Here is a 14,048-nt window from a genome sequence, read left to right as displayed (position 1 = left end):
TGTGATTAATACTCTTTTATGAATTGAAGGTCAGAAATAGCATTCTATTCTGGTCAAATTTTTCTTGACTATATTTCAACATTCAATTATTGAAATTTAAATATTGACCTGAAATGCTTTTCATACATTATGGTTTACTTTAAGGAGGAGATAAAAAATGAATGAGAAAAAAATCATCTTTTTTGATATTGATGGGACACTGGTGACAGAAGATAAAATCATACCTGAGAGCACCAAAACAGTCATCCAGTATTTACAAGAGAAAGGGCATTACACGGTGATAGCTACTGGGAGGGCGCCTAATATGTTTCAACATATTCAAAAAGAATTAAATATTTCCTCTTATATAGCTTTTAATGGACAGCTAGTGGTATGTGACGGTATCGAGGTTCATTCGGAGTCATTAGATTCAACATTTATTCATGATATTACAACATTTGCCACTCAACATAACCATGCAATTGGTTTTGGAAACCATAAAGATCTTATTATTACACATGCTGACCATCCACTTGCGAAGGATAATTTTTTACATTTAAAACTGGACTATCCTGCAGTTGATCCAGATTATTATAAGCAGAACACAGTAAATCAGTTAAATTTATTCTGCACAGAACAAGAAGAAATCATCTATAAAGAAAAATACACAGATTATAAGTTTGTTCGTTGGGGATACTTTGGAGCAGATGTATTGCCTGCGGACTCTTCCAAAGCTATAGGAATTCAAAAATTTATCGAGTATACAGGCGCAGCTATAGAGAATGTCTATGCCTTTGGGGATGGTAAGAATGATATAGAGATGCTGTCATCAGTAAAAAATGGCGTTGCTATGGGAAATGCAGTCAGTGAATTAAAAGACGTCGCTTCTTATGTCACAACAGATTGTAATCAAGATGGGATTTTATATGGTTTACAGCATTTGGGGCTTATTGATTCTTCATTTGTAAATTATCATTTCGATTTGTCTAGAGCAAAAATTTAAATATAGTTGGATAACTTGTATTGGTCTTTTTTGAGTAGCTTTAAAGCATGGAATAATGAACCAAATCGTTCTATTAATAAAATACAGCATAAACCTTTAATTAACTGGGTTTATGACTGTATTATTTTTGAAGAGTTATCGCGCTTTGTTTCTTTTAATTTAATAGGTACAGAAACTTAGTATAAGAGTCCACAACGAAAAACCACCATCCAATGAGAATAGATGATAGTTTTTCGTAAATAGCTTCTTCTCAAATTATATGTGTTATGATTTCTAGAGCAGCGCTATTAGATGGAATATCCACTTCTAAAGCACCAATAACCATAGTATTATTTCCTACACATATGCTGCAATTTCCTTTTCATTTACCAAAATATATATCCAAAAACTAATAGGAATGTCGGTCATTCTGCATTATTTCATTTTATAATCCTGTTTTAAAATCAATTCCTGAAAGATCTGCTTCCTCTTCCTCTTCTTCCACTTTATTCTCTTCATGTTCTTTTACTGCCGGTTTCCATACAGATAATGTAATACCTGTTACAATAATTCCGACACCTAAACAAAGAAGGAAATACATAGGCTGAATCATTAACGGGACCACCAGTAATCCGCCGTGAGGTACAGTGCTGCCTACTCCAAGTGTCATGGATAGACCGCCGCCGACTGCCGACCCTAATGAGCAGGAGGTAACGACACGGATAATATCTCTTGCAGCAATAGGAATAACACCTTCTGTAATCATACATATTCCCATCGGAACCGCAGCTTTCAACGCTTCTTTTTCCATTTTTGTATATTTATAACGCGTTATCAAAAAAGACAAAGCAATGCCAAATGGAGGAACCATAGAACCGATAAACTTAACTGCCTGCGGTCCATAAACACCATCAACCAGTAATCCATCTGCAAAAAGAGACATTGTCTTATTTACGGGACCACCAAAGTCAAAACTTGCCATCGCGCCAAGAATAGAACCCATAATAAAATTGGATCCGCCTTCCATATTCTCAAGCATTGTTAATAATGTACCCTGCAAAGCAGATATAGGCTGTCCAATGATAGTAATCATTAGGAGCCCGCTGATAACGGTTGTAATTACTGGAATAATCATTACCGGCATCAGCCCAAGCATGCTTTTCGGTACTTTGATATATTTTTTGACCAAAAGGACGACATACCCTACTAGGAAACCACCGATAATCCCGCCTATAAAACCACTTTCAATTTCATTCGCAATAAAACCGATGACGAGTCCAGGTGCAAGCCCGGGTCTATCTGAAATAGACATGGCTATAGCTGCTGAAATCAATGGAACCACTAACGTCATACCCCAACCGCCGATTTGATTTAAATAAAAAGGAATTGTCCCTTCCTTCTCTGCAACATCAATACCGCCAAATATTTGGCCTAATGCTATACATATTCCCGCCGCTACGATAAGCGGAATCATATAAGATATTCCTGTAAGTAAATGCTTCTTGATTACAACACCAGCCTTTTTCACCATTTCCCCTCCTATTCCGTCGCAGCATTTAGTTCATCTTCTATTTTCTTTACTAGTGCTTTAGGCGATTTCATAGCAATATGCGTAGGAATCTGGATTACTTTTTTGTCTTTAAATCTGTCTCTTCCTGTAATGCTGATGTCCGCCGCTATAATCACAACATCAGCTTCTGCAACTTCTTTTGTTGTTAACTCATCTTCAGTTCCAATTGTTCCCTGCGTTTCAATCTTCACGATGTGTCCAGCTTCTTCCGCAGCTTTCACCAGCTTTTCTTTCGCTAAATAAGTGTGTGCTATTCCCGCTGTACAAGCTGCTACTCCAACAATCTTCATACATATGCCTCCTTGTGAATTAATCTTTTTTTAATAACTGAACAAGATTATTTTCTAGTTTTCTTTTTGCAAAGCACGAATAATTTCATTTGCATTATCGGCGTTCTTAACTTGATAACAAACGTTTTCATCTGCCAGTGCCCCTGCAATTTTAGCCAAAAGCTTTAAATGAAAGTTATTCTTATCATTTTCAGTAACCGCAAATAAGATAATTGTCTGAACAGGCTCTTCATCCAACGTTTCCCATTCCAAACCGTTCTTCGATCTTCCAATCGCTATGGAAGTTTTTTGGACACCTGTTGATTTCCCGTGAGGAATAGCAATACCATTACCAATTCCAGTCAATCCTTGCTCTTCACGCTCAAAAACATCCTCCAAAAAAGTTTCCTTTGATTCGATTGCTCCGTTAGAAATCAGCAAATCAGTCAGTTTTTCAATCGCTTCACTCTTTGACTGAACATCCATTTTTAAGTCGATAGCTGTTTCATCAATCAATTCGGACAAATCTATTTCCAATTCTTCCATCACACATAGCTCCTTTATAATTCGTTAGAATAAAATAGAAAAGGAATTTTTGTATTATTTTGCTCCTAAACAATAAAGAGAAGCCTTATTAGAGGAACCAAACAAATCCATTTTATTTCTTAATACTTCCTTCGCTGCCTTATTTGCTTCCGGGAACAGAATATCTGGCTCAAAATCATCTGGTTTTTCGGCTAATGTCGTACGCAGCTGATTGAAAAATGCCCGTTTCATATCACTGGATAAATTAATTTTAGCAATTCCATACTTTGTTGAGTTGCGTATATCCTCATCTGGATTATCAGAACCTCCGTGCAGAACAAGAGGAATATCCAATTTGTTATTGATTTTTTCCAAACGGTCTAATTGAATCTCTGGCTTTAAATTTTTCGGATAAAAACCATGTGAAGTCCCAATAGCAACTGCTAACGTATCGCAGTTCGTACGTTCTACAAATTCTTGCGCCTGATCAGGGTCTGTATATAAAATTTGGGCTGCTCCTCCTTCTGAACTTCCTTCATTTTCCCCAATAGTTCCTAATTCAGCTTCTACTGAAACGCCTACTGCATGAGCAACTTCTACAGCTCTCTTCGTCAATTCAATATTTTCTTCAAATGGTAAATGCGACCCGTCAATCATTACAGATGTGTAGCCATTTCGAATCGCCCGCAGTGTCCCTTCAATGGTTCCGCAATGATCCTGATGAATGACAACGGGAACTTTTGCTTTATGAGCAGCTTCTCTTGCATAAGCAACAAAGTCATCTCCTACCAGATCAAGCTCATTGGGATGGATTTGAATAATTGCCGGTGAATTTTTTTCTTCGGCAGTTTCTATAATCGCTCTTAACAACTCACTGTTGGAAACATTGTAAGAACCCACTGCAAATTTATTTTTATATGCTACGTCTAGAATTTCTTTCATTGTCATTAACAATTTTATTCCTCCAATATATCATTGTAAATTTTCCATAAATTCTTCATATGAATTTGTAGATAATAGATTTTCAACTGTTGATTTATTTTTCATTAATTGATAGATTTCTCGATAAATATATTCATATTTCAATTTATCTTTTTCGCTTAAAATGAGTAAAAATACTAAACGAACAGAACGTTCTCCCCAGGAAATTCTTTGCTGATTTACTCCAATATAAATGTAAGATTCTTTTTCATTTGTTGAAAAAAGCGGATGTGGTAATGCAATTTCATTACCGATATCTGTGGGAGACAGATTCTCCCGATCCAGTATGCCATTGAAGTAACGCTGCAGGCGAAAATGATCAACCATCTTCTCTAAAAAATTTTCTTTTGTTGACTCATTGAGATAGATTAATTTTTCCTCACTCACCCGATCTTTTAATATACCGAAAGTGATATTTTGCTTGATGGAGGCCAAATCATCTGCCTGCAGAAATTCATTGACTACGATTACTTTTTTATTGATATTTTTAATCGGTAATTGGGAAATAACCAAGGATACATTTTCAGGCAGCTTGTGCAGTTCATCGATAGAATAAATGTCAATCACTTCAATCTGTCTAAAGTGGTTCTCAATCTTCTGTTTACTTAGTGTAGCCAGAACGTGATTTTCTTTGAAAATAACAGCTGCCTTGATTTTCAGATCATTCATCCTTTCAATAGCTGCTTCAATATGAAGCGCAATATACCCCACCTCGTTTTCAGGAATATGGACAGAAACTCGGCTGCTTATTAACTTTGAAAAAACAACAGCCATTTGATATGCTTGGATATATTCTGATTTAATAAAGGATAAAAACGGATTATTTATTAAAGCTTTATATGTTAATGGATAGATTATTCTTTTTATATGAGCCTGCAAACCATTAACCAGCTGGTGATCTTCCCAAAAATCATACCCATATTTATCACCTAAAACAGCTAGTGATTCATTAATTTGTAAGTCGATATTTTTAAACAGATGATTATCCTTTATCCCATTGGAATCAGGAAATACCTTCCACCCTATTAGTTGAACCGCTAGAAATGAAGATTCTCTTAAAAGTAGTTCGCCATCTGGCAGACCTTCTTTTTTCAAAATAGCTTGGGCTGCAGAATTCTCTTTCAATGATTGGTCGTCTTGACTCAGGTCTAATTCAAATTTAGAAATGGCTTTTTGATTTAAACGATATTTTTGTATTAAAACTGCCACAATCAGCATAGACTTAACTTGTATATTTAGGGATACACCATATTGTTCCAAAACCTCGTCTAAATGCGCCATGGTATCGTCAATTTGTCTTTCTTCAAACCACCATTTTGTAAAAAGCTCTCTTAATTCATGTCTTAATTCATCTTTTGTCGCAAAATCTCTTTTTACAAAATGAGCTAATAATAAACGTTTGTCTATTTCATTCCCAATCATACGTATGCCTGAGAATGTCTCTGTTTCAAGCGTAATCTCAAGTTGCTGACTGCTTATCAACTCAGTGATTCGATTCAAATCAGAATTAATCGTCTGTGCAGAAACATGTAAACAATCCGCTATTTCCTGATAAGACATCCAAGAATCCGCTTCCATTAACAATTGAACAATATAAAAAGCACGTTGATTAAACTCAAAATAATCCTGTTTCTTAAAAACCTCCATTTTTCCTTCAAGCTTATAGCCCAGACGGTTATTTGAACTTATTTCCGCATCTGCAAGGTAATTTTCATTTAAATACCGAATATCACTTCTTATTGTCCTCGTGCTTACTCCCAACTTTTCACTAAGCACGTCTCCACCAACATATTTCCCCTCCTGTTCATACATTTTTAATAACTGGAGTAAACGGGCATGACGCTCTTTCACTTAGTTCGCCTCCTAAATTCATTATAAATACACCTTAATTTCCACCGCTATACTGAATCGTTTCCTGACTATTAAGGAAGCGTTTTCAATAATTGCAAATATACGCTTCGTCAAATAAAAAGTAATTAGATAGTGTAAATAAAGGTTGTCGTATTCTATTTTGAATGATATAGAAATAAATTGAGAAATAAATTGTGCGCAGACTGAGAAGGTAAGCATTTCCACATTGCTCGTCTAATAGAGAAGATTATCAGGATTTCTATTAACCGGCGTATTTATCTGAATACACGACAGATATAAAAAGACATCCCTTAGGGTATCTCTCCTAGGAAAGTTCTTTCATTTACTATATGTGTAACTACAGTCATTTTTTAAGTTTTTCAATACTAATATCTCTTTCATATTCTTTCTTTTATGAATAGTATACTTGTACCTTTAATGTTTCTTCTGCAACTGGTATTTTGACATCATGAAACTCCAAAATATACTTTTCTCTAATGAAAAAAAGACCATTTAACAATTTGCTATGCAAATTCTTAAAATAGCCTCTTTACGTTTTATGATAATACTTTCCCTGTCATTTCCTCATAATCATTACGCATTATTTCCCATGATTTTTCAATATCTTCATTTAGTCCAAATAAACCGCTTCGACCTACAATATAGATATCAGGACCAGCCGCATCAATTCTTTTAAATGATTTGCGATTAGATGAACCATCCATTTCAATGACGTATTGATAACCTTTTTCTTCCCGTAATTCTCTTAATGCCACAATTTTATCTAAGGTGCTTTCGATAAAACGTTGCCCTGCAAACCCTGGATCAATTGTCATAATTGTAATCTTATCGACTAACTCAATATAAGGGTTAATGGCATCAATTGGGGTTTCCGGATTCAGCACCACTCCTGCTTTTAGCCCAGCATCATGTATTTGATCAATTAATCGAAATGCTAAACCATCAAGTACTTCTGCATGCATACAAATCCATTCACACTTCATATCAACTAATTGTTGCACCCAAAAGCTTGGATCTTTTACCATAAGATGAGCAGACATAGGTAAATCACTTATTTTACGCACTTCTTCGATAAACCATGGAGATAGCGTAATATTAGGTACATAATGGCCATCCATAATATCAATATGGTAAGAGTCTACATGATTATTTAAAAAAGTAATTTGTTCTTTAAATTTATCTAAGTCCATCGTCATTAGTGACGGTGAAAATTCTACTTTTCTCATATTCTACTAATCCTCCGTTTATTTACGATTATATTGAAAAGTTCTCCAGTATCCCTTTAGTCTCTATAGCTTTTTTCAGTGTTTAGAAAAAGTTTCATTATTATATTAATAAATTTTAATATCATCTAAATCAATATCTTCTTCTTCCACTTCTGTTTCTACGCTCGCTTCGTCTTTAGATACATCTTTCTTGATTAAAGCCAATGTTACTCCCGTTACAAGAATATTGACTAATAGTGCAATAACTCCTGACATCGGATTAGTCATCGTTGGTAACATTAATACTCCGCCGAATGGTACTGTTGCATCAGCTCCTAACATCATCGATACTGCTCCACCTGCAGCTCCGCCAACAGCTGTTGCAATCACACAACGAATGATATCATTCATAACAATTGGAATGACACCTTCCACAATATTAATAAAGCCCATTGGAACTGCCGATTTTAACGTCTCTGTTTCTAATGGTTTATAGATTTTTTTTCCAAACAATTTTGCTATAAAATATGCTAATCCAAAACCGACCGGTGTTGCTGTGTTTACTAATTGTAATGCTGTAATCGGGCCATTGAGACCCTCTGCCTGCATGGTCAATACAAAGGCAAATACAGTTTTATTAATTGGACCGCCGTAGTCAACCCCGCTCAATATACCTACAACGCCACCAAATGCTAATAAAGAAGAAGATCCTAAATTATTTAAAGCACTCGTTAACATTGATGTAAAAGCAGCAATCGGTACACCAATAATGTAAACCATGATTAAACCGCCAATAATAGAAGTAAAAAATGGAACGATTAACGTCGGCATTAATCCTTTAGCCCACTTAGGCACTTTAAAGTATTTTAAAATACTTATAGCAAGATAACCTGATAAGAACCCGCCTAAAATTCCGCCAATGAAGCCAGCTTCAATGGCATTAGCAGTTAAACCGATAATAAAACCTGGAGCGATCCCTGGTTTTCCAGCAATGGAGTATGAAATCCCTGTAGAGATAACTACCGGTAATAAACCGAGACCTGCTCCTCCCATTGTTGCTAAAGCATCCCAAATGGAAAACTCACCTTGTACCAATATATCCTGGCTTGTACCTCCAAATCCCATACCAATTGCTATTAAGAAACCTGCTCCACAAACGATTGGAATCAGATATGAAATTGCCGTTAATAGATGACCTTTAAGGTTTAATTCTCTAAAAAATTTCTTCATTTGCCACCCTCCTATACCATTCTTTGATTACTTTATCCAACAACTTCTTTTGCTTTTTCAATTAGTTTGTTTGGTGACTTTACAGCAATCTCTGTTGATACTTGAATAGTTCGCTTCCCCTCAAAACGTTCTTGCCCAGAAACTTTCACATCCGCTGCTATAATAACAATATCAGCTTCTGCAATCTGTTCCGCTGTTAATTCGTTTTCTATTCCAATAGTTCCTTGTGTCTCTATATGAATTTGATGCCCTGCTTTCTTTCCGGCATTTTCAAGTTTTTCTTGTGCAATATACGTATGAGCAATCCCTACAGTACATGCTGCAACTCCTACAATTTTCATCCTTTTCTCTCCCTTATATTAATTACTAAAAGCTTCTTTCGCTTCTTCCCTCTTTGAAGCATGGAGTAATTTTTTGATTACTTCATCATTACCTAATTTTCTTGCAAATAAAGATAATAATTTCAGATGATTTTGCGCACCTTCATTGTCGTTTCCTACAGCAAAAAGAATGATTCCTTTCACGCCATTTCCATCCAGTGTTTCCCATGGAATTTCTTCTTCACTAATTCCAATAGCCACTCCTAATTTCTGCACAAAATCACTTTTTCCATGAGGAATTGCAATGTAATTTCCGATTCCTGTCTGTCCTTCTGCTTCTCGATCATAAATATCTTTCATAAATCCTTCTATATCTGTGATATACTCATTTTCTAAAAGTAAATTTGCCAATTCTATTAATGCTTCTTCTTTACTTTTAGCATTCATATTTATTTTGATCGTATTTACATCTATAATGTCTTTTACATCCATACTTTCCCCTCCATTTAATAAAAAGTTTATTGATTTTTATTTACTACCTCTTCTGCTTTCTCAATAAGTTTATTTGGTGATTTCACAGCAATTTCTGTTGGCACTTGAATGGTTCGTTTCCCTTCAAAACGTTCTTGTCCAGAAATTTTTACATCTGCTGCCAAGATAACAATATCAGCTTCTGCAATCTGTTCTGCTGTTAATTCGTTTTCTGTCCCAATAGTTCCTTGTGTCTCTATATGAATTTGATGCCCTGCTTTCTTTCCGGCATTTTCAAGTTTTTCTTGTGCAATATATGTGTGAGCAATTCCTACAGTACATGCTGCAACTCCTACAATTTTCATCATGTTTCCTCCTCTAAAATGTAATGATTTCTTTATATAAACTTGATGGTTCTTCGGCATTTAATAAACGGTTTAAATAATCTTCATCTGCTAAAGATCTTGTAAATAAAGAGATTTTTTTCTTTATTTCCTCTTGTTCATCTGCCTTTAATAAGATAATAATGATTAGTCGAATATCTTCTATATTGTTATCCCAACACAATATTGGCTTTGTTAATCTAAGAAATACAATTTGACTTTCCTCAAGCAGATTACTTTCCATATGCGGCAGCAAAACATGTTCTGCTATTAATGGGCTTCCAACCTTTTCCCGCTCGTTCAATTGATGAATAATAGCTTGTCGTTGCTGATAAGAATGATGCGGACAGGCGATGGTAGAAATAAAATCATATACCTGCTCTTTCGTTTCTAAAGTACTATTGAAATAAACTTGGTAAAATGAATTATCGTTCATGATAAATCTCCTCTATTTTACTTTGAAGCCTTTTTTGGTCATCCATTGTAAACATGGCACTTACTAATAAAGAGTGAACAAATATTGGGTCTCCAATATGAACCGTGCTTAGAATCAGTTCAATATCAGCATATTTTTCTTTAAACATTTGCATATTTCGGGAAGCTACGACATCTACAATTTCTAATTCAGGAAATTTTTTAGCTACTTTTGCTTTTAAGAGTTCTGAAGTTCCAATTCCTGTTGTGCACATGATAAGCGTTTTGATAGGGCGCTGATGCTGGCTTGTCTCAATAATTTTTGCGAAATATAGCGTGATAAAACCATTTTCATCATCATTTATTACCGGCAAATCAAGCTTCTCACTTACTAGCTCAGAAACTTTTGTTACCCCTGCGAATATTTCTTCATAGGTTATTTTAATTTGACTTAACAAATTGTTTTTAATTCTAATTTTATGTTCTAATCTATTCAGCATTGGTTTAATATGGTTAGCCAAATCTATAAAAATCGATTGGCTATCTATATTTATACCTAATTTGGTGCCCATTTCATCAATATACAATTTAGTCACTTTAATAACTTCTGAGGAAAAAGTTGACGTGGAACCAACAACCCCTTCCATTCTCGATGACACCAAGTATTGATAAAGAAAATAAATTTCAATTTCCGGCAATGTATTATTCAAATATTGTTCAATATGATGGACCGTAGTCTTCGCAACCTGATATAAAATATTATTTTCTCTCATATTCTCTATTTCTTCAGGGGATACCGCATCTGGAAACAATAGATATGGATTTTTCCTTGAACGACTTAACAAGATATAAAGATGCGAAAAAATATTTACGTTATATGGATAAGGGATTGTTATATTTAAATCTTTTTCAATGCTCCTTATTTGGTCTAAAATAAATAAAACGTCATATTTATTAAAATTAAGTTCCGGGTTATTTTTTAAATCATCAATATCAATAATATTAAATATTTCAATAATGTCCTTAATTGCCTTTCTAATGTTAATTTCTTCTCCTAATATAGCCAGCTTTCTATTTTTTCGTTCTAACACCAAGCTGTACTTTTTAAGCTCTTCACTCATTATTTGTTCATCATTCGATACAACGGAGTCTCCCACATAATAGTTGCTATACAAGTGATAGATATTTATAGGTTTCGGAGAAGACAATAACAATTCTTCCATAATTCGTTTACGCCTCTCACGAGGAGAAAAAGCGTCTGCTTTGTATTGTTTATTTCTTTTTTGATAATTAATAAATTTTTCGTAATCCAATTTGTAGCCTCTCCCTTTCTCAGAGAGAATTAAAGAACCGCTTTCATATTCATCATTAATTTTTTTTATTAAACGATAAACTGTTTTTTGAGAAGCGTTTAATATTTTAGCTATATCATCTGATGTAACGTAATCTTGATTTTTGGAAAGAAACAGTAACAGTTTTTGTTCACGATTATTTTTTGAACTCACAGCACCCCTCCTTGTCATATTTATATTAACTTAATTTGCAGAAAACGCTTTACTGATAATTGACCGTTGCAACGGTCAGTTATCTGACATCCTTTAGAGTTAAGGTAAATGAAATCAGCATTAAATAGAGGCAAGGAAGGATTTCCTTGTCTCTATTATCGCTATTTTAACCAATATTATAAGAATCCATAAAATGGGTTTTATTGTAAAGGGAAATACAATAATTAAAAAATATAGGATAATTAACAATAATTTAGTTTTATTTTAGAGGGAAAGGTTATCATATTCTATTTTGAATGATATAGAAATAAACTGTGCATAGAATAAAAGGAAGGATTTCCACATTGCTCACATCATATAGGAGATTATCATAATTTTCATTAACCGGCATATCTCTTTTTATGTACTCTCTCTAAGTACCCGCCAGAAATAAAAAAAGACATTCCTTAGGAAATTTCCTTCCTAGGAATGTTCTTATGTCCAATTACTATCATATTCTTTCCTTTTGAATAGTATACCTGAAAATTTATCATCAAAAACCATGGATAGAAGCAAACGCCTCCTTCCACTCCTCATCAATCTTTCCATTCGTACAAGTGAAATTCGGAAATTCAAAGCGAACATCCCTTCCATCCAATTGGTAAACACTCCCCCCTGCTTCCTCAACAATCAATCTGCCTGCAGCAATATCCCAAATATTCACACCCCATTCCCAAAATGCATCCAAACGTCCAGAAGCAACATAAGCACAATGCAAGGCAGCTGAACCGAAAGTACGGACATTTCGAGTCAACGGAGCAATTTTCACATATCCCTCTAAAACATGATTACGGTCACTTTCATATTTAGCTGGAACTCCAGTTGACACAAGGCTTTCCGCTAAAGAACCCTGCTCGCTTACATGAATTGCTTCTCCATTTAATGTTGCTCCTTTTCCACGTTCAGCAATAAATAATTCATTTGCAACAGGATCATAAATGATGCCAAAAGCAGCTTCCCCTTTACAATATAAAGCTACTGAAATCGTATATCCCGGCAATCCATGTACATAATTCGTCGTTCCATCAATTGGATCAATTACCCATAGATTAGGGTGCGTTTCTAACATTTCTAGCATTTTATCATGACCTATCTCTTCCACTGTTTCTTCTCCAAAAACAGCATGCTCTGGGAAATCCCTCTTTATTTCCTCGGTTATATATTTTTCTGTTTTCTTATCCATTTCTGTAACTAAATCCATATCGCTGCCCTTTGTTTCAACAGTGAATCTAGAATTCACCTTATCTACCAGTCTTCTCCCTGCTACTATGACGATTTCACATACCTCTTCAAACATGGCATCACCTTCTCTTCAGAATTTGAATTGTATCAATAATCTACTTTTATCACTTTAAAGCAACAGAATGACTTATATCTTCAATAATGCTTTGAATAGCGTGATGCTCATGATGAACGGTTTCCCGAAAGTTCTGCTGCTTCAATAAATCAATGGCATTTTCAACCACATAAGCTGTATCAGCTGTTTGTAACATGGTCAAATCATTTTCATGATCCCCGACACAAGTGGTATGTAAGTCGGTTCGTTCTATATATTTGAGAAGTTCTTTCACAGCGTTTCCCTTGGAAGCATCCTTTGGTAAAATTTCTAAATAAATTTTATCTGAATAGACCATATCACAAGAAACATCACTGGATTGCACTAGCTGTTCACATTTTTTTAAATTAGCAGGATCATTTGAAATAACAAGAACTTTTGTCACATAGCTTGTATCAAAATCAGCACCTATTTCCTTAACCTTCACTTTATCTTTTTTCTCATTCTCTTTAACCAATTCATTGTAATCTAGTGTATAGGCCCTTTTATTTTGATAATAATTTATTCCAATTGAATGACCTTCACTCAATGTTTGTAATTGGTTAAATAATGGTGTGAATTGAGTAATCTTTTGTTCAAATATACGCTGTTTTTTCTGATAATCATAAATAACAGCCCCATTATACAAAATAACAGGAAGTGCAATTCCTAATTCTTGCATATAAGGATAAACAGATTCTTCAATCCTTCCGGTAGCAATGGTAAACAATCCGCCGTTCTTTATAAATTGCTTGATAGATGATTTATTCTCCATACTTATTTTCTGCTTTCCATCAAGTAAGGTGCCGTCTAAATCAGAGATTAATAGATGATTTTTCATTCCATCGCGTCCCTTCGCAATTCTTTTTTACTATATAAATTAAAATTAATAGCTACCGCTACAGAAAAACACTACGCTTTCCGTGGGCTTGAGCTCAGCCTCCTCGAAAAAAAGAAGTTCGCTTTTTTTCTGCGGGGTCTTCCCTCC

15 protein-coding genes are annotated in these 14,048 nt (G+C 34.7%); 1 reads left to right on the top strand and 14 read right to left on the bottom strand.

The features are described from left to right. The first annotated feature begins 157 nt into the window (after positions 1-157). Positions 158-982, top strand: a complete 825-nt coding sequence (locus ACFO3P_RS02655) for a Cof-type HAD-IIB family hydrolase (RefSeq protein ID WP_289584951.1) — start codon at positions 158-160, stop codon at positions 980-982. Positions 983-1,406: 424 nt separating this feature from the next. Here ACFO3P_RS02655 and ACFO3P_RS02650 read toward each other — a convergent pair whose 3' ends face one another. From ACFO3P_RS02650 to ACFO3P_RS02585, 14 genes are all read right to left on the bottom strand, one after another. Beyond that, on the bottom strand, positions 1,407-2,489 hold the full coding sequence (locus ACFO3P_RS02650) for a PTS fructose transporter subunit IIC (protein WP_465263090.1): 1,083 nt from the start codon (positions 2,487-2,489) through the stop codon (positions 1,407-1,409). 11 nt (positions 2,490-2,500) lie between these two features. Further along, the gene (locus tag ACFO3P_RS02645; protein WP_212928707.1) at positions 2,501-2,821 is read right to left on the bottom strand and encodes a PTS fructose transporter subunit IIB; all 321 of its coding nucleotides are present in this window, start codon (positions 2,819-2,821) and stop codon (positions 2,501-2,503) included. Between the two features lie 54 nt (positions 2,822-2,875). Then, positions 2,876-3,346: a PTS sugar transporter subunit IIA gene (locus ACFO3P_RS02640; RefSeq protein WP_289584949.1), complete on the bottom strand. Its 471-nt coding sequence runs from the start codon at positions 3,344-3,346 to the stop codon at positions 2,876-2,878. A gap of 54 nt (positions 3,347-3,400) precedes the next feature. Further along, the gene (locus ACFO3P_RS02635; RefSeq protein ID WP_289584948.1) at positions 3,401-4,279 is read right to left on the bottom strand and encodes a ketose-bisphosphate aldolase; all 879 of its coding nucleotides are present in this window, start codon (positions 4,277-4,279) and stop codon (positions 3,401-3,403) included. An 18-nt stretch (positions 4,280-4,297) separates the two neighbouring features. Next, positions 4,298-6,157 (bottom strand): BglG family transcription antiterminator, encoded by a 1,860-nt coding sequence (locus ACFO3P_RS02630; protein WP_212928709.1) that lies wholly within the window; start codon positions 6,155-6,157, stop codon positions 4,298-4,300. A 557-nt stretch (positions 6,158-6,714) separates the two neighbouring features. Further along, on the bottom strand, positions 6,715-7,404 hold the full coding sequence (gene alsE / locus ACFO3P_RS02625) for a D-allulose 6-phosphate 3-epimerase (RefSeq protein WP_212928710.1): 690 nt from the start codon (positions 7,402-7,404) through the stop codon (positions 6,715-6,717). 105 nt (positions 7,405-7,509) lie between these two features. After that, positions 7,510-8,613, bottom strand: a complete 1,104-nt coding sequence (locus tag ACFO3P_RS02620) for a PTS fructose transporter subunit IIC (protein ID WP_212928711.1) — start codon at positions 8,611-8,613, stop codon at positions 7,510-7,512. 32 nt (positions 8,614-8,645) lie between these two features. Continuing rightward, the gene (locus ACFO3P_RS02615; RefSeq protein ID WP_289584947.1) at positions 8,646-8,954 is read right to left on the bottom strand and encodes a PTS fructose transporter subunit IIB; all 309 of its coding nucleotides are present in this window, start codon (positions 8,952-8,954) and stop codon (positions 8,646-8,648) included. An 18-nt stretch (positions 8,955-8,972) separates the two neighbouring features. Continuing rightward, complete coding sequence (locus ACFO3P_RS02610) at positions 8,973-9,425, bottom strand: fructose PTS transporter subunit IIA (protein ID WP_212928713.1); 453 nt, start codon at positions 9,423-9,425, stop codon at positions 8,973-8,975. A 26-nt stretch (positions 9,426-9,451) separates the two neighbouring features. After that, positions 9,452-9,769, bottom strand: coding sequence for a PTS fructose transporter subunit IIB (locus ACFO3P_RS02605; RefSeq protein ID WP_289584946.1), 318 nt, complete (start codon positions 9,767-9,769; stop codon positions 9,452-9,454). Positions 9,770-9,782: 13 nt separating this feature from the next. After that, on the bottom strand, positions 9,783-10,223 hold the full coding sequence (locus ACFO3P_RS02600) for a PTS sugar transporter subunit IIA (RefSeq protein ID WP_212928715.1): 441 nt from the start codon (positions 10,221-10,223) through the stop codon (positions 9,783-9,785). After that, complete coding sequence (locus ACFO3P_RS02595; RefSeq protein WP_289584945.1) at positions 10,213-11,706, bottom strand: BglG family transcription antiterminator; 1,494 nt, start codon at positions 11,704-11,706, stop codon at positions 10,213-10,215. Before ACFO3P_RS02595 ends, ACFO3P_RS02600 begins: the two co-directional genes overlap by 11 nt. Positions 11,707-12,238: 532 nt before the next feature. Then, complete coding sequence (locus tag ACFO3P_RS02590) at positions 12,239-13,042, bottom strand: inositol monophosphatase family protein (RefSeq protein ID WP_042531675.1); 804 nt, start codon at positions 13,040-13,042, stop codon at positions 12,239-12,241. A 49-nt stretch (positions 13,043-13,091) separates the two neighbouring features. Then, positions 13,092-13,901, bottom strand: coding sequence for a Cof-type HAD-IIB family hydrolase (locus ACFO3P_RS02585; RefSeq protein WP_193062810.1), 810 nt, complete (start codon positions 13,899-13,901; stop codon positions 13,092-13,094). Between the last annotated feature and the right edge of the window lie 147 nt (positions 13,902-14,048).

Source organism: Oceanobacillus aidingensis (assembly GCF_042654105.1).
GTDB classification, from domain to species: Bacteria; Bacillota; Bacilli; order Bacillales; family Amphibacillaceae; genus Oceanobacillus; species Oceanobacillus oncorhynchi.
The sequence above is the reverse complement of the archived record's forward strand: the minus strand, read 5'-3'. Positions and strand labels throughout refer to the sequence as shown.

Coding starts and splice junctions, on each gene's coding strand:
- ACFO3P_RS02655 (WP_289584951.1), top strand. CDS start 158: ATGAATGAGAAAAAAATCATCTTTTTTGATATTGATGGGACACTGGTG.
- ACFO3P_RS02645 (WP_212928707.1), bottom strand. CDS start 2,821: ATGAAGATTGTTGGAGTAGCAGCTTGTACAGCGGGAATAGCACACACT.
- ACFO3P_RS02640 (WP_289584949.1), bottom strand. CDS start 3,346: ATGGAAGAATTGGAAATAGATTTGTCCGAATTGATTGATGAAACAGCT.
- alsE (WP_212928710.1), bottom strand. CDS start 7,404: ATGAGAAAAGTAGAATTTTCACCGTCACTAATGACGATGGACTTAGAT.
- ACFO3P_RS02620 (WP_212928711.1), bottom strand. CDS start 8,613: ATGAAGAAATTTTTTAGAGAATTAAACCTTAAAGGTCATCTATTAACG.
- ACFO3P_RS02615 (WP_289584947.1), bottom strand. CDS start 8,954: ATGAAAATTGTAGGAGTTGCAGCATGTACTGTAGGGATTGCTCATACG.
- ACFO3P_RS02610 (WP_212928713.1), bottom strand. CDS start 9,425: ATGGATGTAAAAGACATTATAGATGTAAATACGATCAAAATAAATATG.
- ACFO3P_RS02605 (WP_289584946.1), bottom strand. CDS start 9,769: ATGAAAATTGTAGGAGTTGCAGCATGTACTGTAGGAATTGCTCACACA.
- ACFO3P_RS02600 (WP_212928715.1), bottom strand. CDS start 10,223: ATGAACGATAATTCATTTTACCAAGTTTATTTCAATAGTACTTTAGAA.
- ACFO3P_RS02590 (WP_042531675.1), bottom strand. CDS start 13,042: ATGTTTGAAGAGGTATGTGAAATCGTCATAGTAGCAGGGAGAAGACTG.
- ACFO3P_RS02585 (WP_193062810.1), bottom strand. CDS start 13,901: ATGAAAAATCATCTATTAATCTCTGATTTAGACGGCACCTTACTTGAT.